The organism is Oceanicaulis sp. LC35 (assembly GCF_052055585.1).
Lineage (GTDB): Bacteria > Pseudomonadota > Alphaproteobacteria > Caulobacterales > Maricaulaceae > Oceanicaulis.
The window spans coordinates 1243917-1262278 of record NZ_CP170485.1; the positions used below are offsets into that span (position 1 = coordinate 1243917).

General features: G+C 63.9%; 19 protein-coding genes. 7 read left to right on the plus strand and 12 right to left on the minus strand.

The window, feature by feature from the left end; translation table 11 throughout:
- Positions 1 to 620 precede the first annotated feature (620 nt).
- From rnd to ACFELO_RS05900, 5 genes are all read right to left on the minus strand, one after another.
- Positions 621 to 1775 carry a ribonuclease D gene (rnd, locus tag ACFELO_RS05880; protein WP_440959616.1) on the minus strand — a complete coding sequence of 385 codons (1155 nt, stop codon included), beginning with the start codon at positions 1773 to 1775 and terminating at the stop codon, positions 621 to 623.
- A gap of 46 nt (positions 1776 to 1821) precedes the next feature.
- Positions 1822 to 3129, minus strand: a complete 1308-nt coding sequence (locus tag ACFELO_RS05885) for an MFS transporter (protein ID WP_440959617.1) — start codon at positions 3127 to 3129, stop codon at positions 1822 to 1824.
- Positions 3126 to 3839, minus strand: coding sequence for a lysophospholipid acyltransferase family protein (locus tag ACFELO_RS05890; protein ID WP_440959618.1), 714 nt, complete (start codon positions 3837 to 3839; stop codon positions 3126 to 3128). The genes ACFELO_RS05885 and ACFELO_RS05890 overlap by 4 nt, the downstream gene beginning before the upstream one ends.
- A 46-nt stretch (positions 3840 to 3885) precedes the next feature.
- Complete coding sequence (locus ACFELO_RS05895; RefSeq protein WP_440959619.1) at positions 3886 to 4500, minus strand: TetR/AcrR family transcriptional regulator; 615 nt, start codon at positions 4498 to 4500, stop codon at positions 3886 to 3888.
- 215 nt (positions 4501 to 4715) lie between these two features.
- Positions 4716 to 5441 carry a lysophospholipid acyltransferase family protein gene (locus ACFELO_RS05900; protein ID WP_440959620.1) on the minus strand — a complete coding sequence of 242 codons (726 nt, stop codon included), beginning with the start codon at positions 5439 to 5441 and terminating at the stop codon, positions 4716 to 4718.
- A 149-nt stretch (positions 5442 to 5590) separates the two neighbouring features.
- Between ACFELO_RS05900 and aspS the strand changes: the two genes are divergently transcribed.
- Positions 5591 to 7408 (plus strand): aspartate--tRNA ligase, encoded by a 1818-nt coding sequence (aspS, locus tag ACFELO_RS05905; protein WP_440959621.1) that lies wholly within the window; start codon positions 5591 to 5593, stop codon positions 7406 to 7408.
- Between the two features lie 62 nt (positions 7409 to 7470).
- On the opposite strand, the gene ACFELO_RS05910 is transcribed toward aspS, so the two are convergent.
- From ACFELO_RS05910 to ACFELO_RS05920, 3 genes are all read right to left on the minus strand, one after another.
- Positions 7471 to 8916: a pentapeptide repeat-containing protein gene (locus ACFELO_RS05910; protein WP_440959622.1), complete on the minus strand. Its 1446-nt coding sequence runs from the start codon at positions 8914 to 8916 to the stop codon at positions 7471 to 7473.
- A gap of 66 nt (positions 8917 to 8982) precedes the next feature.
- On the minus strand, positions 8983 to 9474 hold the full coding sequence (locus tag ACFELO_RS05915) for a pentapeptide repeat-containing protein (RefSeq protein WP_440959623.1): 492 nt from the start codon (positions 9472 to 9474) through the stop codon (positions 8983 to 8985).
- Positions 9475 to 9528: 54 nt separating this feature from the next.
- Positions 9529 to 12129 (minus strand): TSCPD domain-containing protein, encoded by a 2601-nt coding sequence (locus tag ACFELO_RS05920; protein ID WP_440959624.1) that lies wholly within the window; start codon positions 12127 to 12129, stop codon positions 9529 to 9531.
- Positions 12130 to 12372: 243 nt separating this feature from the next.
- On the opposite strand from ACFELO_RS05920, the gene ACFELO_RS05925 reads away from it, so the two are divergent.
- The 3 genes from ACFELO_RS05925 to ACFELO_RS05935 are packed head-to-tail and all read left to right on the plus strand — an operon-like array spanning position 12373 to position 13782.
- On the plus strand, positions 12373 to 12786 hold the full coding sequence (locus ACFELO_RS05925) for an NADH:ubiquinone oxidoreductase subunit NDUFA12 (RefSeq protein WP_440959625.1): 414 nt from the start codon (positions 12373 to 12375) through the stop codon (positions 12784 to 12786).
- A gap of 4 nt (positions 12787 to 12790) precedes the next feature.
- Positions 12791 to 13270 carry an outer membrane lipid asymmetry maintenance protein MlaD gene (gene mlaD / locus ACFELO_RS05930; protein ID WP_440959626.1) on the plus strand — a complete coding sequence of 160 codons (480 nt, stop codon included), beginning with the start codon at positions 12791 to 12793 and terminating at the stop codon, positions 13268 to 13270.
- A gap of 44 nt (positions 13271 to 13314) precedes the next feature.
- Positions 13315 to 13782, plus strand: a complete 468-nt coding sequence (locus tag ACFELO_RS05935; protein ID WP_440959627.1) for a DUF2155 domain-containing protein — start codon at positions 13315 to 13317, stop codon at positions 13780 to 13782.
- On the opposite strand, the gene aat is transcribed toward ACFELO_RS05935, so the two are convergent.
- The 4 genes from aat to aroQ are packed head-to-tail and all read right to left on the minus strand — an operon-like array spanning position 13749 to position 16754.
- On the minus strand, positions 13749 to 14399 hold the full coding sequence (aat, locus tag ACFELO_RS05940) for a leucyl/phenylalanyl-tRNA--protein transferase (protein ID WP_440959628.1): 651 nt from the start codon (positions 14397 to 14399) through the stop codon (positions 13749 to 13751). The genes ACFELO_RS05935 and aat overlap by 34 nt on opposite strands.
- Before the next feature lie 16 nt (positions 14400 to 14415).
- Positions 14416 to 15765, minus strand: a complete 1350-nt coding sequence (gene accC, locus ACFELO_RS05945; RefSeq protein WP_440959629.1) for an acetyl-CoA carboxylase biotin carboxylase subunit — start codon at positions 15763 to 15765, stop codon at positions 14416 to 14418.
- 9 nt (positions 15766 to 15774) lie between these two features.
- Positions 15775 to 16284: an acetyl-CoA carboxylase biotin carboxyl carrier protein gene (accB, locus tag ACFELO_RS05950; protein ID WP_440959630.1), complete on the minus strand. Its 510-nt coding sequence runs from the start codon at positions 16282 to 16284 to the stop codon at positions 15775 to 15777.
- A 23-nt stretch (positions 16285 to 16307) separates the two neighbouring features.
- Positions 16308 to 16754 carry a type II 3-dehydroquinate dehydratase gene (gene aroQ / locus ACFELO_RS05955; protein ID WP_440959899.1) on the minus strand — a complete coding sequence of 149 codons (447 nt, stop codon included), beginning with the start codon at positions 16752 to 16754 and terminating at the stop codon, positions 16308 to 16310.
- Between the two features lie 120 nt (positions 16755 to 16874).
- On the opposite strand from aroQ, the gene thiS reads away from it, so the two are divergent.
- From thiS to ACFELO_RS05970, 3 genes are read left to right on the plus strand one after another with little or no spacing between them, the layout of a single operon-like run.
- Positions 16875 to 17084, plus strand: a complete 210-nt coding sequence (thiS, locus tag ACFELO_RS05960; RefSeq protein ID WP_009801070.1) for a sulfur carrier protein ThiS — start codon at positions 16875 to 16877, stop codon at positions 17082 to 17084.
- A gap of 3 nt (positions 17085 to 17087) precedes the next feature.
- A complete protein-coding gene (locus ACFELO_RS05965; protein WP_440959631.1) occupies positions 17088 to 17876 on the plus strand; it encodes a thiazole synthase in 789 nt (262 codons plus the stop codon).
- A 56-nt stretch (positions 17877 to 17932) separates the two neighbouring features.
- Complete coding sequence (locus ACFELO_RS05970; protein WP_440959632.1) at positions 17933 to 18361, plus strand: VOC family protein; 429 nt, start codon at positions 17933 to 17935, stop codon at positions 18359 to 18361.
- Position 18362 lies beyond the last annotated feature (1 nt).

Consider the following 18362-nt stretch of genomic DNA (forward strand, 5'->3'; position numbering starts at 1 on the left):
CTCACCCACCCAAACCGCGGCTATCCTCCCACTCTCCCCGGTGGAGAGGCGGATCGCGACCGCTGGTTTGGGACGGGGAGCGGCGGCGCAGGCCGTCGGTGAAGCCTTGAGTCTTGCAGGGCTTCGCAAGCGTCGGGAAGGCCGGTTCGCGCTTACCCTTTGCCTTTGACACACACTCCGAGCCGGTTTTCCCGCGTTCGCCCCCTCAGCCCTTTGGGCGTGAGGCGTTTTGGCGTGTGTGTGGATGCTAGTGTCTCTTTCCCCGCGCAGGCGGGGATCCAGAGCCGGATGTGTAGCGCTTTTTGATTTCTGGGTCCCGGACGGAGTTTACCCTCAACTTGATTGGGGGCCGGGAAAGAGGGGGGATAGAAACTTCTCAAACTGTCATCGGACGGCTTGTCCGGCCGATCCATGCGAGTTGCTTGGATCAAAGGGCACGGCATGGATTCACCGGATAAACCGGTGAATGACAGGGTTTTGATGCTTTGAATACTTTCGTCAGGATGATGATGGGGCTGAAACGCAGCGTTCGATTTAAACCTCCCTCGTCATGGCAAGGCGTGTCCTTGCCATCTGATCCCAAGATCAGGTCTTGGGATGACGGGGCGGGGGGGAAACCGCTATTCCAGCTCGACCGCTTCGACCTTGCCGTTTTCCAGCACCAGAGCCAGCTCGCCGCGTTTCAGGCGCAGCGCTTCGGCGCCGAACACGTCCCGACGCCAGCCCTTGAGGGCGGGGATGTCGGCGTCATCGTCAGCGGCGAGTTTTTCAAGATCGGGCACGGTGGCGATCAGGCGGCTGGCGACGCCTTCCTGGTCGGAGACGACCTTGAGGAAGACTTTCAGCATTTCGATGATCGGGCCCAGATTGGGCGGGCTGGCTTCGGGCTTGTCCACCTTGGGCGCATAGGCCTTGGGGTCCGCCAGCGCTTCGGTCATCAGCGCGATCAGGCGCTCGGCCGGCTTGGAGCGTTCAAAGCCCTTGGGCACGGCGCGCAGGCCCTTGAGATCATCAAGCGAGGTCGGGGCGGCGTGCGCGAGCTCATACAGGCCATCATCCTTGATGATGCGCGAGCGGGGCATGTCGCGGGTCTGCGCTTCGGTTTCGCGCCATTCGGCGGCGGCCTTGAGCGCAGCGAGCCATTTGGCCGTGGTCTTGCGCAGCTTCAGACGCTTCCAGGCGTCTTCCGGGTGCATTTCATAGGTGGCCGGATCGGTGAGGGTTTTCATTTCCTCGGCCAGCCAGGCTTCGCGGCCCACCTTGGCGAGTTTCTCACGCAGGATCGGGAACAGGTCGCGCAGATGGGTCACATCGGCGAGCGCATATTCCTTTTGCTTGTCCGACAGCGGGCGGCGCGACCAGTCGGTGAAGCGCGAACCCTTGTCCAGATTCACCTTCACCAGCGCGCGCACCAGATTGTCGTAGGAGATTGAATCTCCCAGACCCACGGCCATCGCCGCGATCTGGCTGTCAAACAGCGGTTTGGGGATGATGCCGCCGCCTTCGTGGAAGAAGATCTCCAGATCCTGCCGGCAGGCGTGGAACACCTTGATGACATTCTGATCGGTCAGAAGGTCATAGAAGGGCTGAAGGTCGAGACCCTCGGCCAGAGGGTCGATCAGCACTTCGGTGTCATCGCCTGCCGCCTGAATCAGGCACAGCTGCGGCCAGAAGGTGCTCTCGCGCATAAACTCGGTGTCTACGGCGACATATTCGGCCTGGCGCAGCTTGGCGCACGCCCGGGCGAGGGACTCAGTATCGGCGATCCATTCCATGGCTCGCTCGAATATACCGAACTTCGCCCTTTGGCGAGCCCTCTGCTCACTGAGTGTTTTTACGCCGCACCAGCATGCGCGAGGCGATGAAAAGCGCCGCGCCCAGAGACCCCAGAGCGACGAAGCCATAGGCCGCCTGCAGGGGCAGGGCGCTGGCCCCGATCAGCAAGAGCACCAGCGGACCCAATGTGCCGCCGAGGCCATTGAGCACGCCGGAGGCGGCCAGCAGACGCCCGCGCATCTCTTCCTTCGCGCGGCGTTGCGCCATGGCCTGCAACGGCACCAGGAACAGGCCGCCGCCGACCGCCGACAGGGCGAGATCGATCAGGATGCGCCAGTTGCCCCGGTCCGTTAGGAAAGCGTCGGCGCTGATCAGCGCTGCGTCCGGCGCGCGGCCCAGCGTGTAGAGCGCAATATCGGCGGGGAAGACGGTCAGCATGATCGCGCCGATCAGCGAGAAGCGCAGGGCGTCGCCGGATTTGGCCAGCGAGCCGCAGATCACCGCGCCCAGCGCCGCCCCGATGGTGAAGATCAGTTGGAAGACGGCGACCACGCCTTCATCCGCGCCCAGAACATCGCGGGTGAAGAGCGGCAGGACGGTGATGACCGCAGCGGCCAGCATCCAGAACCAGGCGACGCCCAGCAAGGGCCGCAACACGTCGGGTGCGCGGAACGCAAAGCCCAGCATGCGCGGGGTTTCCCAGATCACGCCCAGAACGCCCCATCGCACCTTCAGCTCGGGATTGCCGCCCGGCGCCGGGGTCTGCTGGCGCATGGCGATCCAGCCCAGCACCGCCATCACCACCAGCAGCGCGCTGATCAGGGGCACGCCCCAATCGGGCGCGATCAGCAAGGTGCCGCCAATGGCGCCCACAAGGATGGCCACATTGATGGCGCCCGACAGCGCGGCGTTGGCGGGCACCAGCTCTTCGGGCTGCATCAAAGAGGGCAGGGCGGAATTGCGCGCGGGCAGGAAGAAGGTTGATTGCACGCCCATCAGGAAAAGTGTGACCAGCAATGCGAGCGGCAGCTGGAACAGAAAACCGATGGCGGCGAGGATCATCAGGATGATCTCGGCGAACTTGGCGATCCGCATGATCTTCGTGCGGTCATAGCGGTCCGCCACCTGACCCGCGATGGCGGAGAAGGCGAAGATCGGTACGGTGAAGGCGGTGGCCGCCAGCGGCACCATGATCTGGTTATCAAGGCCAAACACCGTCCAGCCCTGATAGGTGGCGAGCGCCACCAGCGCATAGCGGAACAGATTGTCGTTGAAGGCGCCGAGGGTCTGGGCGATCCACAGCGGCAGGAAGCGCCGCTGGGTCATCAGGGTGGAGACGATCTTCAGGCTCATTTCAGGCCCTCCTTCACCAGCGCGTCGGTGCGCGCTTCGATCACGGCTTCCAGCCGCTGCATGAATGCGTCCTTCTCAAGTCCGGGCTCGATCGGGTCGAGAAACTCCACCACCGCGCGGCCCGGGGTCTTCTTGAAGGATTGCTGGTCCCAGGCGAGGCCCAGATTGGTGGCCACCGGCACGCAGGGCCGATTGAGGTCAGCGTAAAGGTGCCACACGCCCTTGCGATAGGCGTGTTTCTCGCCTGGCGCGGCCAGATGGCCTTCAGGGTAGATCAGCACGTCCCGGCCTTCGCGGCGCAGCATGTCGAGGCTCTCGTTCATCCGGGCGCGGGCGTCATCGCCGCCGCCATTGGACAGCACGATCGCGCCCAACTTGTTCAGGATGCGGCCCACCAGCGGGAAGCGATACAGGTGATCGCCCGCCACAAAGGACAGATTGGCCAGCTCGGACACCATCACAAAGCCGTCGCCCCAGCTCTGGTGCTTGGCGGCGATAACGGCGGGCTGGCGCGGCAGACGATCCCGCCCGCGCACCTCGACGCTGACGCCGGCGATGAAATAGAGCGCGACCAGCTGGGCCGAACCGTACATCTGGATGCCATAGGCGAGGGGCTTGCGGCCCGGAATGAGCGCCAGCAGCGAACAGACCAGCGCGAAGATGACGGTGATCAGCCAGTAGGCGACGAAATAGGCGGCGGAGCGGATCATGGGAATCCTCCTTTAGCCGTCGTGGAAAGGTGTGAGGGAGAGAGGCTCAGGCCGCCATGAGTGCGGCAAGGGCCGCGCGGGCCAGCTCGGCCTTGCGCGCGGTCATCAGGCCGTGCAGCCGTCCGGCCATGCGGTGAGCGGCGGGCTGGAGCACCACGCCGAGCGCGGCGGCGGCTTTCAGCTCGGGATCGCCTTCGGGGCAGTTTCCGGCCTTGATGGCGCGGGCGATGGCCTCGGCGATCAGGCTGACCGGGTCCGGGCGGCCCTCCCGCTCGGTGCGGCCAAAGCGGAACATGTGGATGAGGTGATACTCAAACAGGGCCGGGTCTTCGTCCGCCGCCTCGCAATAGACCTCGACAACGCGGGTGACGGCGTCTTCAAAGCCGCTCGCGTCTTCCAGCGCTGTTTCCACCAGATCGAACAGGCGTGAGTGGATGGCTTCAAACAGGGCTTCCGCCAGCACTTCCTTGCTCTTGAAATGACGGTAGATCGAGCCTTCTGCGACCTGAGCCGCGCTGGCGATCTCGCGGGTGGAGACCGCATCGACGCCGTTCTGGGAGAACAGCACCAGCGCTGCGCGTTCGATCCGCGCCTTGGCGGTGCCGTCCACGGCCGTCACGCCGCGGGGATCAGAGGCGCCGGGAAGTGCGTCATTGGCCATTTGGATCTCTCCAGGGCTAAGCCCGCGGAACTGCGAGCGGCGGATATTGAAGAAGTGAGCGTTCACTCACCATGTGCTCACTATGGCGCGGGCAATGGGGTGTGTCAACACTGAGTGAGTGTTCACTCACTGTGTGGGGCGCGCCGTGCTTTAAGGCATTGGGAGATTGGGAGGATTGTGGTGTTTGAGGCGTTGTGGCGCTGGCAGGGAAGCGCTTAGTCGGTGCTGCGCAAGGCCAGGGCTTCCGCCTCCAGCACCCGCGTTCGGGCGTCCACACGCGCCTGCAACGCCGCCATGAAGCTGCGGCTGTCGCTGTCGGCGCTCATGGGCGGCAGGAACTCGATGATCGCCGTGCCCGGATAGAGCACAGGCTCCTGCTCAGGCCAGAAACAGCCCAGATTGGTGGCGACCGGGATGACGGGGCGGTCGAGCACCTGCGCCAGACGATGCACGCCCTTGCGGAAGCGCCGTCCGCCGCCCACAGGCGTCAGCCCGCCTTCAGGGAAGATGAGAGCGGAGCGCTGGTCCTTCATCAACCGCGCCACGCCGTCATCCAGTGCGCCATTGGCGCGGCGACCGGCGTCATTATCCACCACCACCGCTTCGGCCCGCTGCAGGTAGAGCCCAACCAGCGGGAAGCGCAGCATGTGGTCGCCGATCACATAGGCGAGGCGCGGATCACGGGCGAGATGACACAAGCCGTCGCCATAGGATTGATGCTTGGCGGCCAGAATGACCGGTTGATCCTCGGGGATGTGCTCAAGACCGCGATACTCGACCTTCACGCCGCACATGCGCAGCCAGCGCCGGAAGAGTTTGGCGAACGCGCCGATGGCGAAGGTCGCCGGTCTCGGGCCGGGCCAGAGAAGGAGCGGCGAGCACAGAATCGCCAGCGTTCCCGCCAGCGCCCAGAAGCCGGTATGGAAGAACTTGGCGCGCATTGAGGCAAATTCGATGTGTTCGCTTCGCCTCACAAGCGCCCAGTGTGCAGCGCTTTGCGCTTAACTCTGTTGCATGGCTTGACAGAAAGGCCGCAAACGTTCCTTTTCCAACCGCTTCTCGACCGCCCAATTGAAACGGACGAATTTCCATGCACGCCTATCGCACCCATACCTGCGGACAGCTGCGTAAAGCCCAGGTGGGCGAAACCGCGCGTCTTTCCGGCTGGATCCATCGTAAACGCGACCATGGCGGTCTGCTGTTTGTGGACCTGCGCGACCATTACGGTCTGACCCAATGCGTGCTGGAGCCTGATAATCCCAATTTCGCGACCCTCGAGCGCATGCGCGCGGAAAGCGTTGTCACCGTGACCGGCAAGGTCGTGGCGCGCACCGAGGACACCGTGAACCCGAACCTGCCCACGGGCGAGGTCGAGCTGCTGGTCGAGGACCTGGTGGTCCAGTCCGCTGCTGAAGAGTTGCCGCTGCCGGTGTTCGGTGAGCCGGACTGGTCTGAGGAAGTGCGCCTGAAGCACCGCTATATCGACCTGCGCCGCGAGAGCCTGCACAAGCGCATCGTGCTGCGCTCCAAGATCATCGACTCCCTGCGTCGCCGCATGGTCGATGAGGGCTTCACCGAATACCAGACCCCGATCCTGACGGCGTCCAGCCCGGAAGGCGCGCGCGACTTCCTGGTGCCGTCCCGTCTGCATCCGGGCCATTTCTATGCACTGCCCCAGGCGCCGCAGCAGTTCAAACAGCTGATCATGGTGTCCGGCTTTGACCGCTACTTCCAGATCGCGCCGTGCTTCCGCGACGAAGACGCCCGCGCCGACCGCGCGCCGGGTGAATTCTACCAGCTTGATATGGAAATGAGCTTTGTCACCCAGGACGAGGTCTTTGGCGTGATCGAGCCGGTTCTGGCGGGCGTGTTCAACGAATTCGCCGATGGCCGTGAAGTGCCCGAGGGCGCTTTCCCGCGTATCCCGTACGCCGAAGCCATGCGCAAATACGGCTCGGACAAGCCCGACTTGCGCAACCCGATCGAGATGGAAGCCGTCACCGAGCATTTCGCCGGTTCGGGCTTCAAGGTCTTTGCGGGCATGATCGAGAAAAACCCGAAAGTGGAAGTCTGGGCGATCCCGGCTCCCAAGGGCGGCAGCCGCGCGTTCTGCGACCGGATGAATTCCTGGGCGCAGAAGGAAGGCCAGCCGGGTCTGGGTTACATCTTCTGGCGCGAAGAGAACGGCGCGCTGGAAGGCGCAGGCCCGATCGCCAAGAATATTGGTCCCGAGCGCACCGACGCCATCCGCACCCAGCTGGGTCTTGAGGCTGGCGACGCGGTGTTCTTCGCCGCAGGCGAGCCGTCCGCGTTCGCCAGCTTCGCGGGCAAGGCGCGCGACGTGGTGGGTCGTGAACTGGATCTGTTTGAGAAGAACGTCTTCCGCTTCTGCTGGATCGTCGATTTCCCGATGTATGAATGGGATGACGAGAACAAGAAGGTGGAGTTCTCCCACAACCCGTTCTCCATGCCGCAAATGGATCCCGAAGACTTCATGGCGCTCGGCAAGGACGACCATGAAACGCTTCTGGGCCTGAAAGCCTGGCAGTATGACATCGTCTGTAACGGCATCGAGCTGTCTTCAGGCGCGATCCGGAACCACCGTCAGGACGTGATGCTGAAAGCCTTTGAATTCGCCGGTTATGGCGCGGACGTGGTGGAAGAAGCCTTTGGCGGCATGCTGAACGCCTTCCGCTATGGCGCTCCGCCGCACGGCGGCATTGCGCCGGGCGTGGACCGCATCGTGATGATGCTGGCCGATCAGGAGAACCTGCGCGAAGTCGTGATGTTCCCGAAAGACCAGCAGGCCCGCGACCTGATGATGAACGCGCCGGCCCCGGCCGAGATGCGTCAGCTGCGCGAACTGCACCTGCGCACGGTCGTTCCCGAAGCCAAGAAAGAAGGCTAGGGGCTCAGCCTCAGCCAGACATGAAAACGGCGGGTCATCGACCCGCCGTTTTTCTTTATGGCTTAGCGCTCGTCCTGAGGCGGTTGCGGCGGATGGGGCGGCTGGGGCCGCTGATCGATCTCGTCCCGGCGCTGACGACGTTCCTCGGCGCGCTGGGCGGCTTCCTGTTGGCGGCGGGCGCGTTCGGCTTCCTGCTCGATGCGGCGCGCTTCAATGCGCTCCAGCTCGGCCTGCATGCGCGGGGTGGGCAGTTTGGGCGGAAAGACGGGCGCGGCGTCGGGCGGAGTCGGCGTTTCCAGCACCGGTTTGGGCGCCGGGCTTGCCTGTTCGAGAATGCTGCGGATGTGTTCTCCCAGCTCGGTGGGATGAATGTCGAACTCCCAGCTTGCCGCTTCCAGATCGCCGCTGGCCTGGGCCTCCGCCAGGGCGCGGGCGGCGACGCGCAGGGAATCGCGCACCGCCTCTGCAGTGGCCTGTTCGATCGCCCGCTCAACGCTGTCCTGGCTTTCAGACTCATTGATGCGCACAGTGATGTCTTCTGCGGCGTTGCGCAGTTCGGTGACCGCCTGACGCAGGGCCACCGCCATCTCACGCTCACGCATGCGGGTGGCTAGGCCGTTTTCCGCCAGGGCGGCTTCCAGCTCGGCGCTGGCGCGTTGCAACTCGTCGCGCTGGGTCTCAAGGCTTGGGGCCGGGACGGCCGCTACCGCTTCGGAAGAGCGGCGCAGCGTGAAGACCAGCGCGCCATCCTCTGAGCATCGGGTCAGGGAGTAGTCAAAGGGCAGGCGGGTGTTCTCGTCGCCGCAGACATGCTGGAAGTTCTCCGCGCTCAGCCCGTTGGCGTCGCGCAGATCGCTCGAGGACAGATTGACTGCCATGAAGCGCGCATTTGAGAAGTCTGCATCCCGCAGATCGGAATAGCTCAGATCTGTGTTCTCGAAGATCACGTTCTGGAACAGGCTGCCGCGCGCATCCACGCCCCGCAGACGGGCCCCGAAGAAGTGCGCGCGCGTCAGGTTGGCGTCACGCAGATCCGCATGACTGAAATCGGCCTGGCGGAAGACTGAATCCGGCAGATTGGAGTCGCTCAGATTGGCGGCGCTCAGATCGGACAGAAGGAAGACGCTGCCATTGAGGTCCGCTTCATCCAGATTGGCGCCGCGCAGGCTCACCTGGTGCGCACGCAGGCGCACCAGCAAGGCGTCTGACAGGTTTGCGCCATCCAGAGACACATTCGACAGGCGGGCCTCTATCAGGGTCGCTTCATTGAAGTCAGCCCCGGACAGGTTGAGGTCGACCAGCTGGGCGCCCAGCATCTGTGCGTTGGAAAAGTTGGAGCCTGACAGATCGCCGCCGACGATTTGCGCGCCGGCCAGATTGCCGTCAGCAAAGACACAGGACCGGCAATCGCCGCCGATATACAGACGGCGGTGCGGTTCACCGGCATGTCCGGAGGCGGACAATCCCGTGGTCAGAGCCAGAGCCAGTATGACAGTGCGAAAAGGCATGCCCTAGATGTAGTCCGCCTGCCGTCAGGGAGCGACTTAAATCGTAGTAAGTTGCAGTGAACCCGTTTAGCGGCAACGCGGAATCGACAGGCCGTGAGGCAGTTGCGTGCTCTCATCGCCGCAAGCGAGATTGAGCTGGGACTGGGTCAGACCCCGCGCCGTTTCCATCTCGGCCCCTGACAGATTCGCGCCTTCAAGTCGCGCGCCTGTCATGTCCGCGCCGCCAAAATAGGCGCCGACGGCTGTCGCCCGGCTCAGATCGGCATGGGCGAAGCTCGCCGAGGTGAACCGCGCGCCGAAAAGATTGGCGATCGAGAGGTTGGTGCGCGAGAAATTCGCCCGGTTCATGGTGGCCAGACTCAAATCCGCCTGACGCAGGCGCGCGCCGGAGACATCCACGCCCGGCAGGTCCAGATAACTCAGATCCGCCTGGAACAGATTGCATCCCGGACAGGACTGACCGGCCTGAACGCGCGCGATCTCGCTGGCGTTCTGGGCGAAAGCCGGGCTTGCAAGCGTCAGAGCCAGGCCCAGAAGGGCCGAAACCTGTTTCAACATGGCGCACACCTTGTCTGTTACCGGTCTGCGTCTCGCAAGTTTCAGGCCTTTATACTAGACCTTGCCCGCCCAACCGCAGGCGTCGCAGCCCAGAAGCCCGGCGTTTTCGATCACGGTGAAATGGCCGCATTCAGGGCAGGGGTCGCCATGATAGTTGACCACATGCTCTTCGAGCCGCTCCACATTGGCGCCGCCCGAAGAGACGCCCCCTGATTTGGGTTTGGGATCGAACTCGAAACCGCTGCCTTCTGCAGCGCCCTCAGGCTTTCCCGGCTTGGGGCGGCTCCCCAGCATGACCACATTGTCCGGCAGCTGGCCGCGCGAGAAGCCCTTGGAGATCAGGCTTGTGGGGTCGGCTTCCCGGATCAGCTTCTCCTGCTCGACACCTTTGCCAAGTCCGCCCGGATCGTAATTGTGCGGATCTGTCTGGGCGAGATCCTCGCGTCCCAGATAGCTCACCGCCAGCTCACGGAAGATGTAATCCAGGATCGAGCTGGCGTGCTTGATGGAGTCGTTTCCATCCACATCGCCCGCAGGTTCGAACCGGGTGAACAGATAGGCGTCCACATATTCCTCCAGCGGCACGCCGTATTGCAGGCCGATGGAGATGGAGATCGCGAAATTGTTCATCAGCGAGCGGAAGGCGGCGCCTTCCTTGTGCATGTCGATGAAGATTTCCCCGAGCTCGCCATCCTCGAATTCCCCGGTGTGCAGATACACCTTGTGCCCGCCCACGGTGGATTTCTGGATATAGCCCTTGCGGCGATCAGGCAGCTTGCGGCGCTCGGCGGCGCGCTCGACATATTTCTCCACCACGCGCTCGACCACGCGCTCCTCGGCGATCACCGAGCGGCGCACGGAATCCCCAGTCTCGTATTCGATGGTGTTCAGAAGGTCATAGAGCGCATCACCCTCGCGGCGGATCGCAAGGCCGGTCAGGCCGCGGCGCGCGCTGGACACGATCAGGGCGCCCAGCTCCTCGATCGAGCTTGAACCGGGAAGCGCCAGCTCAAGGCTGGCCGTGCCTTCCAGCACATCCTCACAGGCTTCCGCCATCGCAAGGCGCGCCTCAGGCGCAGGATCCGCAAAGACGGCGCGCAGGGCGGGGCTCAGCGTCTCGCAATCATCCAGTCGACCGGCGCCGTGCACATAGCGCTCGGCGGCGACCACTTCGAGCGGATCAACACCCAGCTTTTCCAGAAGGCGGGGGCCCGCTTCGTCAAAATGCTCCGGGCTCAGCCCGCAGCGGCGCGCAACTTCCGGACCCAGGCTCCAGCGGTTGATGGCGAAGCGCAGCGGGACGCCATCGCTCAGCGCGGCGTCGATCCGGGCGAAACCGGCCTCGTCCACGCCGGCATTTTCAAGCTGTGTGATCCAGTTGGCCGTATGACCGGCCAGCGCGCCGGCGCCCAGGGCGTGGCGGCGTGCGATTTTCTGCTCGTCTTCGGGCAGGGCGCTCAATGCCGCGCTCACACAGAAGGCGAAGCTGCGACCGCCGGGGGCGTCCAGTGCGGCGGGCGGGTGAACGCCGACCGATTCAGCGCCCACAAGGCCGGTCGCCATCGGGTCGGGCCGTTCCAGGCTGACAGGCGCCGGAGATTCGCTGCGCACAATACGCAGGATGTGTTTGGAGCGCTCGCGTGCATCCTCGCTGTCATAGGGCAAGGCGAGGGCCGTCAACGCGGCGCCCAGGCCGGTCAGGACGACAGAGCCGGAAGTGCGCTCCGCCACATTGCCCCACAGGCGCGCCGCATAGGCCAGTCCGTCCTCATCAAGCGCCTGATCGCTGACAAACCGTGCAAGGTTGAGGACAACAGCGACCGGCTGCGAAGGCTGGGCTGGGGTGAAATGCAGGGCCGGGCGGCCATGGGTCCAGACCGCTTCGGACAGGCGGTTCATCACCGCGCGGGCGCTCTGACCATCCGCCAGCCGCGCATCCGCTTCCACAGCTTCAAAGAAGGCCGGGTCGAGCTGCACATCCGGCAGTTCGGGGGCGGGCGGGGTGGAGAACAGGCCTTGCTCCGGCGTGATCAGGCCCTGTCGGGCGCGCGCAATGGCGCGCTCGATCATGGCGTCCGGCGCGCCATCGCGGCGGGCGGCGCGCACGGCGCGGGCCAGCGCCCGGTTGCGCCGCGGGTCAAAGCATTCGTCATCGCCGCCATCACAGTTGACGCAGGCGAGGGCGACCGCCTCCAGACGCTCGGCCAGAACCCGCGCACCCACATTGGCGGCGGCCTGGCCCATTTCGGCGGCATTAAGATCGTTGATCGCCTCGGTCAGGCCTTCCGCGCCGATGACAGGGCGGGCGATGGGAGCGAGCAGAGCCTCGCCGCGCCAGAGCGCTGCGACCGGGGAAGCTTCACGATGCAGCAGGCTCGCCAGCAGCTCGTCGCGCTCGACCTCGCCATCTTGTGACAGAAGCTCGGCCAGCTCGGCCAGAACATGCCCTGCGTGAAGCTGATCGCCGGGCTGGGCGTCGCTGAGCGCCACAAGCGCCGCGATATTGCGAGCGTCCCAGCCTTCAGGGGCCAGCAGTTCAACTTCGGCCTCATCACCGACAGCGTCAGGATCAGGGCTTTCCGCCTGACGGCTCAGGAAAGCGAAATCATCCAGCGGGGAAACACCGTTACGGGAGAGGCGGCGGTGATGGCTCATGACGTCTCCTAGCACTCGGGCGCGCGAATCACCGTCATGGTACCGGAGGCGCCCGCCCGGAGTCGAAGCTTGAACAGGGCCCTCTTAACCCGAACGTGGAAAACTGCCCTGTCACAGCGACCAAAGGGCCACGCTGCGCGACCGAAAGCAGGGTTTTGGCGCCCAAATGCGGGCCCATGACTGGACCCGAAGGGTGCGCAGGGGCATATAGCGGTCACGAGTATTTTGTTGAAGGAGCACGCCATGCTTGGCCTGCTGTCAAAAGCTTTCACCTGGTGGAATGGCGCGTCTGCTGGCGCAGCCTGGACGATCTGGCGCTCTGGCGAGCTCGTCGGGGAAGACGAGTTCGGCAACAAATACTATCAGGAACGCAAGGGCGGCACGGGCGCGGACGGCAAGGCGCGCCGCTGGGTCGTCTATAACGGCTATGCCGATGGTTCCCGCGTGCCGTCTGACTGGCACGGCTGGATGCACCACACCTTCGACGAAGCGCCGGCCAATGCGCCGCTGCCGCGCAAGGACTGGGAACAAGAGCACCAGCCCAACCTGACCGGCACGCTGCACGCCTATCGCCCGACCGGCTCACTGACCCAAGGCTCTGCCCGTCAGCGTCAGGCCACGGCGTCGGACTATGAAGCCTGGACCCCGGGAGAGTAAGCCCATGCGTGGCGGCGCCATTCTTGAGACCGTTCTCGGCCTGATCGTCTTGCTCGCTGCAGGCGCGTTCTTCATCTACGCCCAGGGGCAGGTGGACGACGGCACGGGCTCGGATGGCTACAAGCTGACGGCGCGTTTCTCCTCGGTTGGCGATTTGACCCGTGGCGCCGATGTGCGTGTGGCGGGCGTGCCGGTCGGCACGGTGACCGCCGTGCGTCTGGACCAGGAAACCTATTTCGCCGAAGCCGAACTCGAGCTGAACGGCGAGATCCAAATTCCGACCGATTCCACTGCGAAAATCGCAACGGCCGGCCTTCTGGGCGGCGCGTTTGTGGAGATCGAGCCGGGCGGGGACATGGATGTCCTGTCTGCCGGTGGCGAGATTTCCTACACGCAAGGCGCGGTGGATATGTTTGACCTGATCGGCCAGGCGGTGATGAATCGCGGCTCTTCATCTTCGCAAGGTGAAGGCTCGGAGTCCTGAACAGGGCCTTGGTCTCGCCGCAAACGCCTGACAGAGTGATGACCATGATCCGCACCCTGCTTCTCACCGCCGCTGTCTCTGCCGCTGTTTGCACCGGCGCAGCCCCTGTCTTTGCGCAAAGCGCAGAGGACGAGAGCTCTCAGGCGCAAACGCGCACTCCGTCGTTTCAGGACCCTGAAGCGCCCGAGCTGACGTCCGAGCCGGGCTCGATCGTGGTTCTGCGCGGCCTGGACAAGGTGACGGCCCGCACCCGCGATTTCGAAGCGCCGATTGGCGAGGAAGTGCAATTCGGCGCGCTGTCGATCACTGTGCCCTATTGCCGGAAGCGCCCGCCCGAAGAACCGCCGGAAGTGTACGCCTTTCTGGAGATCGAGGATCGCCGCACGGATGGCTTCGGCGTCCAGGCGGAAGGCGAGCTGATGTTCTCGGGCTGGATGTTTGCGTCTAACCCCGCGCTCAACGCGCTGGAGCACCCCGTCTATGACGTCTGGGTGATTGACTGCAGAAGCTGATCGCCGCTCACGCCCTCAGGCAGGGCGAAGAAGTCTGACGGCTGGTCCTTGGCCGCATCCAGCAGATCACGATAGGTCGATTGCGCGATCGTCTCGGCGCCGAAGCGGGTGAGGTGGTCGGTGTTGAACTGAGTGTCCAGCAAACGATAGCCGCCTGTCTTCAGGCGGGCGATCAACGCGACGAGCGCGGCCTTCGAGGCGTCCGTCTCACGTGAGAACATGCTTTCGCCGAAGAAAGCGGCTCCCAGAGAGACGCCATAAAGCCCGCCCGCCAGCTTGCCGTCCTTCCACGCCTCGATTGAATGGGCGTGCCCCTCGGCATGCATGTCCAGATACAGCATCAGGATCTGGTCATTGATCCAGCTGTCCTCGCGACCAGGCGCGGATGCGGCGCAGCTGCGCACGACAGTCTCGAAGCACCGGTTCACGGTGAAGGTGAAGGCGTCGCTACGGACAGTCTTTTTCAGGGATCGGGGGATGTGGAAGCGGTCGAGCGGGATGACTCCGCGCTCGTCCGGTTCCAGCAGATAGACCCGGGTGTCGCTGCGCGACTCCGCCATCGGGAATACGCCGCGTGCATAGCAGGCCAGCAATTCCTCAACGCCGAAGCCGCGCATGACAGGTCTCCGAGGCCTATTTGCCCTGACGCTCGGCCAGCCAGCTTTCCAGCCAGCGGATATGGTAGTCACCGCTCAGGAAAGCCGGTTCTTCCAGCAGCGCCAGATGAAGCGGAATGGTGGTCTCCACGCCGCTCACGACCATTTCGGACAGGGCGCGCTTGAGGCGCAGCAGCGCCTCTTCACGGTCCCGACCGTGCACGATCAGCTTGCCGATCATGGAGTCGTAATAGGGCGGAATGCGATAGCCCGAATAGAGCGCGCTATCGAGGCGCACGCCCAGACCGCCCGGAGCGTGGAACTCGGTCACCGTGCCCGGAGAGGGCGTGAAGGTTTCCGGGTTCTCCGCATTGATGCGGCATTCGATGGACCAGCCCTCGAACTTGATGTCGTCCTGGGTGAAGTCGAGCTTGTGGCCGGCTGCAACGCGAATCTGCTCGCGCACCAGGTCGATGCGGGTGATCGCTTCGGTGACCGGGTGCTCCACCTGAAGACGGGTGTTCATTTCGATGAAATAGAACTCACCGTTCTCATACAGGAACTCGACCGTGCCGGCGCCGCGATAGCCGATGGCTTTCACAGCGTCGGTGACGACTTTGCCGATCTTGGCGCGGGCTTCTGCATCGAGCGCCACGGAGGGCGCTTCCTCGAGCACTTTCTGGTGGCGACGCTGCAGCGAGCAATCGCGTTCGCCCAGATGCACCACATTGCCGTGCTGGTCGGCGAGGACTTGGATCTCGATATGGCGCGGCTTGCCGAGATATTTCTCGATATACACAGCGCCGTCGCCGAACGCCGCCTGGGCTTCGGAGGAGGCCGTCTGCAGCGCGCTTTCAAGCTTGTCTTCGCTTTCCGCCACCTTCATGCCGCGACCACCGCCGCCAGAGGCGGCCTTGATCAGCACCGGGAACCCGATGTCGCGGGCAACCTTGCGGGCCTCGTCCATGTCGGTGATGGCGCCGTCAGAGCCCGGAACGACCGGAATGCCGGCGTCCATGGCGGCCTGCTTGGCGGTGATCTTGTCGCCCATCAGGCGGATCGTCTCGGCGGTCGGGCCAATAAAGGTCAGGCCGTGGGCTTCCACGATCTCGGCGAAGCGGGCGTTCTCGGACAGAAAGCCATAGCCGGGGTGGATCGCCTGGGCGCCGGTGATCTCGGCGGCGGCCATGATGGCCGGCACATTGAGATAGGAGCGACCAGCGGGCGGCGGGCCGATGCAGACGCTTTCATCGGCCAGACGCACATGCATGGCGTTGGCGTCAGCTTCAGAGTGCACCGCGACCGTCTTGATGCCCATTTCCTTGCAGGCCCGGTGGACCCGCAAGGCGATCTCGCCGCGATTGGCGATAAGGACTTTATCAAACATGAGCGCCGCCTAGCTGATGATGAACAGGGCTTCGCCGTATTCCACCGGCTGCGCGTCATCGACCAGCAGCTCGGTCAGAGTGCCCGATTTCGGGGCGGTGATCGGGTTGAAGGTCTTCATGGCTTCAACCAGCAGGATGGTCTCGCCTTCCTTCACGCTGTCGCCAGCCTTCTTGAACTGGTCCGCTTCCGGGGAGGGACGCAGATACACGGTGCCGACCATGGGAGAGGTCACAGCGCCCGGATGGCTCTTGGCGTCAGCGGCGCCGGTCGCTGCCGGAGTTTCCGGAGCGGAAGCGGAAGCGGGCGCCGGAGCCGGTGCGGCGGCCGGAGCAGGCATGGGCGCATGCATGGGCTGGGAGGCATAGATCGCGGGCGCAGCGGTGATTTCGCGCGCGACGCGGATACGCAGTTCGCCCTTTTCGACTTCGATCTCGGTGAGTTCGGTGTCGTTGAGAATATCGGCCAGCTCGCGCACGAGCTTGGAATCGACCTGCGGGTTCGACGTGGTGGACGCCATAGGTTCACTACCCTTTCTAGTCATTATTTCGCACGCGCCTGCGCCAGTTGCACAGCGGCTCTAATCCCCAGCTCATAGCCGCGCGCGCCTAAACCGCTGATGGTGCCAGCGGCGGCAAGTGACACATAAGAGACCGCACGAAAGGCCTCTCGCGCAACAGGCTGGGACAGATGCACCTCTATTGCAGGCACGTCTACCCCTTTGATTGCGTCGAGCAGTGCAATCGATGTGTGCGTGTAGGCGGCGGGATTGATCACGATGGCGGAGCCCTCGTCGCCCGCCCTGTGGATCAGCTCCACCAGAACGCCTTCATGGTTGGTCTGCTCAAAAACGATGGATGCGCCAAGGCTTTCAGCGGTTTGCTGACACAGCTCTTCAATGTCGCCAAGCGTGGTCGTGCCGTAAATCTCGGGCTCGCGGCGTCCCAACAGGTTGAGATTGGGGCCGTTCAGCACGAAGACGGGTTTCAGGGTCGACACGTTTGCTCACTCCGAGAAGGCGGAAGGGCGCCCGCGCGCCTTGACTGCCAGCCCCGGTTCTACGACCTGATGGGGGTGTGAACAAGCAAACCCGTGCGTGGGACGCAGGTCATGAGCCAGATAGACGTCGAGTTGAACGGGGAAACCCGCCAGATCCCTTCCAGCCTGACCCTGAAAGGGCTGCTGGAGCATTTGGAGCTGGATCCTCGCAAGGTCGCCGTGGAGCGTAATCTCGAGATTGCGCCGCGCGACGGCTACGATTCGATTCGCATCGAAGCGGGCGACCGGCTCGAAATCGTGCATTTTGTCGGAGGAGGGTGAGCCATGACCGCTCAGACCCAGGAAGACGCCCCGCTGGTCGTGGCGGGCCGGACGTTCAAGTCGCGCCTGATCATCGGCACAGGCAAGTACAAGACCTATGAGCAGAACGCGCGGGCGCTTGAAGCGTCAGGCGCGGACATGATCACCGTCGCTGTGCGCCGGGTGAACCTGTCTGACCCCAGCCAGCCACGGCTCGTCGATTTCATCGACCCCAAGCAATATACCTTCCTGCCCAATACGGCGGGCTGCTTCACCGGCGAGGATGCAGTGCGCACCCTGCGTCTGGCGCGCGAAGCGGGCGGCTGGGACCTTGTGAAGCTCGAAGTGCTCTCCGATCCCAAGCACCTTTACCCGGATATGGCCGAAACCCTTCGGGCTTGCGAAATGCTGGTCAAGGAAGGCTTTGAGGTCATGGTCTATTCCTCGGATGACCCGGTCTACGCCAAGCGTCTTGAGGACGCGGGCGCGTGCGCGATCATGCCGCTTGGCGCGCCGATCGGTTCGGGCCTGGGTATCCAGAACCCGGTCAATATCCGCCTCATCATCGAAGAGGCGAAAGTGCCTGTGATCGTGGATGCGGGTGTGGGCACGGCCTCAGATGCCGCTGTGGGCATGGAGCTTGGCTGTGATGGCATCCTGATGAACACCGCCATCGCCGAGGCGAAAGACCCGGTGCGCATGGCCAGCGCAATGAAGCACGCCGTCATTGCGGGCCGCGAAGCGTATCTGGCGGGCCGGATGCCGAAAAAGCGTTATGCCGATCCGTCGAGCCCGTTGGCAGGCCTGATCTGAACCGCTTGCCCGCGTTCTTATAATGTTCCATGGTGTCGCCTGTCAGGGAGGACGCCATGGAACAACGTATTTCAATGATTACGCTTGGGGTTTCAGACCTCGCACGCGCTCGCGCCTTCTATGAAGGCATGGGATGGTCAGCGCTGCCGTCTGAGAGCGAGCAGATCGTCTTCTTTGACCTGAACGGGGTGATTGTCGGGTTGTTCGGCGGCGCTGCGCTGGATGCGGATATGGGCCGTCAGAACCCGCCGAACGGGCGTGTGGCGCTGGCCTATAACGTCCGCAGTCGCGAGGAGGTGCAGCCGATTCTTGAGCAGGCTGCACAGCTCGGCGGCGCGATCCTCAAGCCCGGTGAGGACGTCTTCTGGGGCGGGCATTCAGGCTATTTCGCCGACCCGGACGGTCACGCCTGGGAAGTGGCGCACAATCCTTTCTGGCAGATTCTGGACGACGGGCGGATCAAGCCTGAACCGCCCGCTTGCTGAT

Bases quoted from the DNA above. Each gene is read 5' to 3' on its own strand.
- ACFELO_RS05890 (WP_440959618.1), bottom strand. From the start codon at position 3,839: ATGATCCGCTCCGCCGCCTATTTCGTCGCCTACTGGCTGATCACCGTC.
- ACFELO_RS05965 (WP_440959631.1), top strand. From the start codon at position 17,088: ATGACCGCTCAGACCCAGGAAGACGCCCCGCTGGTCGTGGCGGGCCGG.
- accB (WP_440959630.1), bottom strand. From the start codon at position 16,284: ATGGCGTCCACCACGTCGAACCCGCAGGTCGATTCCAAGCTCGTGCGC.
- ACFELO_RS05885 (WP_440959617.1), bottom strand. From the start codon at position 3,129: ATGAGCCTGAAGATCGTCTCCACCCTGATGACCCAGCGGCGCTTCCTG.
- rnd (WP_440959616.1), bottom strand. From the start codon at position 1,775: ATGGAATGGATCGCCGATACTGAGTCCCTCGCCCGGGCGTGCGCCAAG.
- aat (WP_440959628.1), bottom strand. From the start codon at position 14,399: ATGCGCGGCTTCGGCGTTGAGGAATTGCTGGCCTGCTATGCACGCGGC.
- accC (WP_440959629.1), bottom strand. From the start codon at position 15,765: ATGTTTGATAAAGTCCTTATCGCCAATCGCGGCGAGATCGCCTTGCGG.
- aspS (WP_440959621.1), top strand. From the start codon at position 5,591: ATGCACGCCTATCGCACCCATACCTGCGGACAGCTGCGTAAAGCCCAG.
- ACFELO_RS05970 (WP_440959632.1), top strand. From the start codon at position 17,933: ATGGAACAACGTATTTCAATGATTACGCTTGGGGTTTCAGACCTCGCA.
- ACFELO_RS05935 (WP_440959627.1), top strand. From the start codon at position 13,315: ATGATCCGCACCCTGCTTCTCACCGCCGCTGTCTCTGCCGCTGTTTGC.
- ACFELO_RS05895 (WP_440959619.1), bottom strand. From the start codon at position 4,500: ATGGCCAATGACGCACTTCCCGGCGCCTCTGATCCCCGCGGCGTGACG.
- ACFELO_RS05925 (WP_440959625.1), top strand. From the start codon at position 12,373: ATGCTTGGCCTGCTGTCAAAAGCTTTCACCTGGTGGAATGGCGCGTCT.
- ACFELO_RS05920 (WP_440959624.1), bottom strand. From the start codon at position 12,129: ATGAGCCATCACCGCCGCCTCTCCCGTAACGGTGTTTCCCCGCTGGAT.
- ACFELO_RS05915 (WP_440959623.1), bottom strand. From the start codon at position 9,474: ATGTTGAAACAGGTTTCGGCCCTTCTGGGCCTGGCTCTGACGCTTGCA.
- ACFELO_RS05910 (WP_440959622.1), bottom strand. From the start codon at position 8,916: ATGCCTTTTCGCACTGTCATACTGGCTCTGGCTCTGACCACGGGATTG.
- mlaD (WP_440959626.1), top strand. From the start codon at position 12,791: ATGCGTGGCGGCGCCATTCTTGAGACCGTTCTCGGCCTGATCGTCTTG.
- ACFELO_RS05900 (WP_440959620.1), bottom strand. From the start codon at position 5,441: ATGCGCGCCAAGTTCTTCCATACCGGCTTCTGGGCGCTGGCGGGAACG.
- thiS (WP_009801070.1), top strand. From the start codon at position 16,875: ATGAGCCAGATAGACGTCGAGTTGAACGGGGAAACCCGCCAGATCCCT.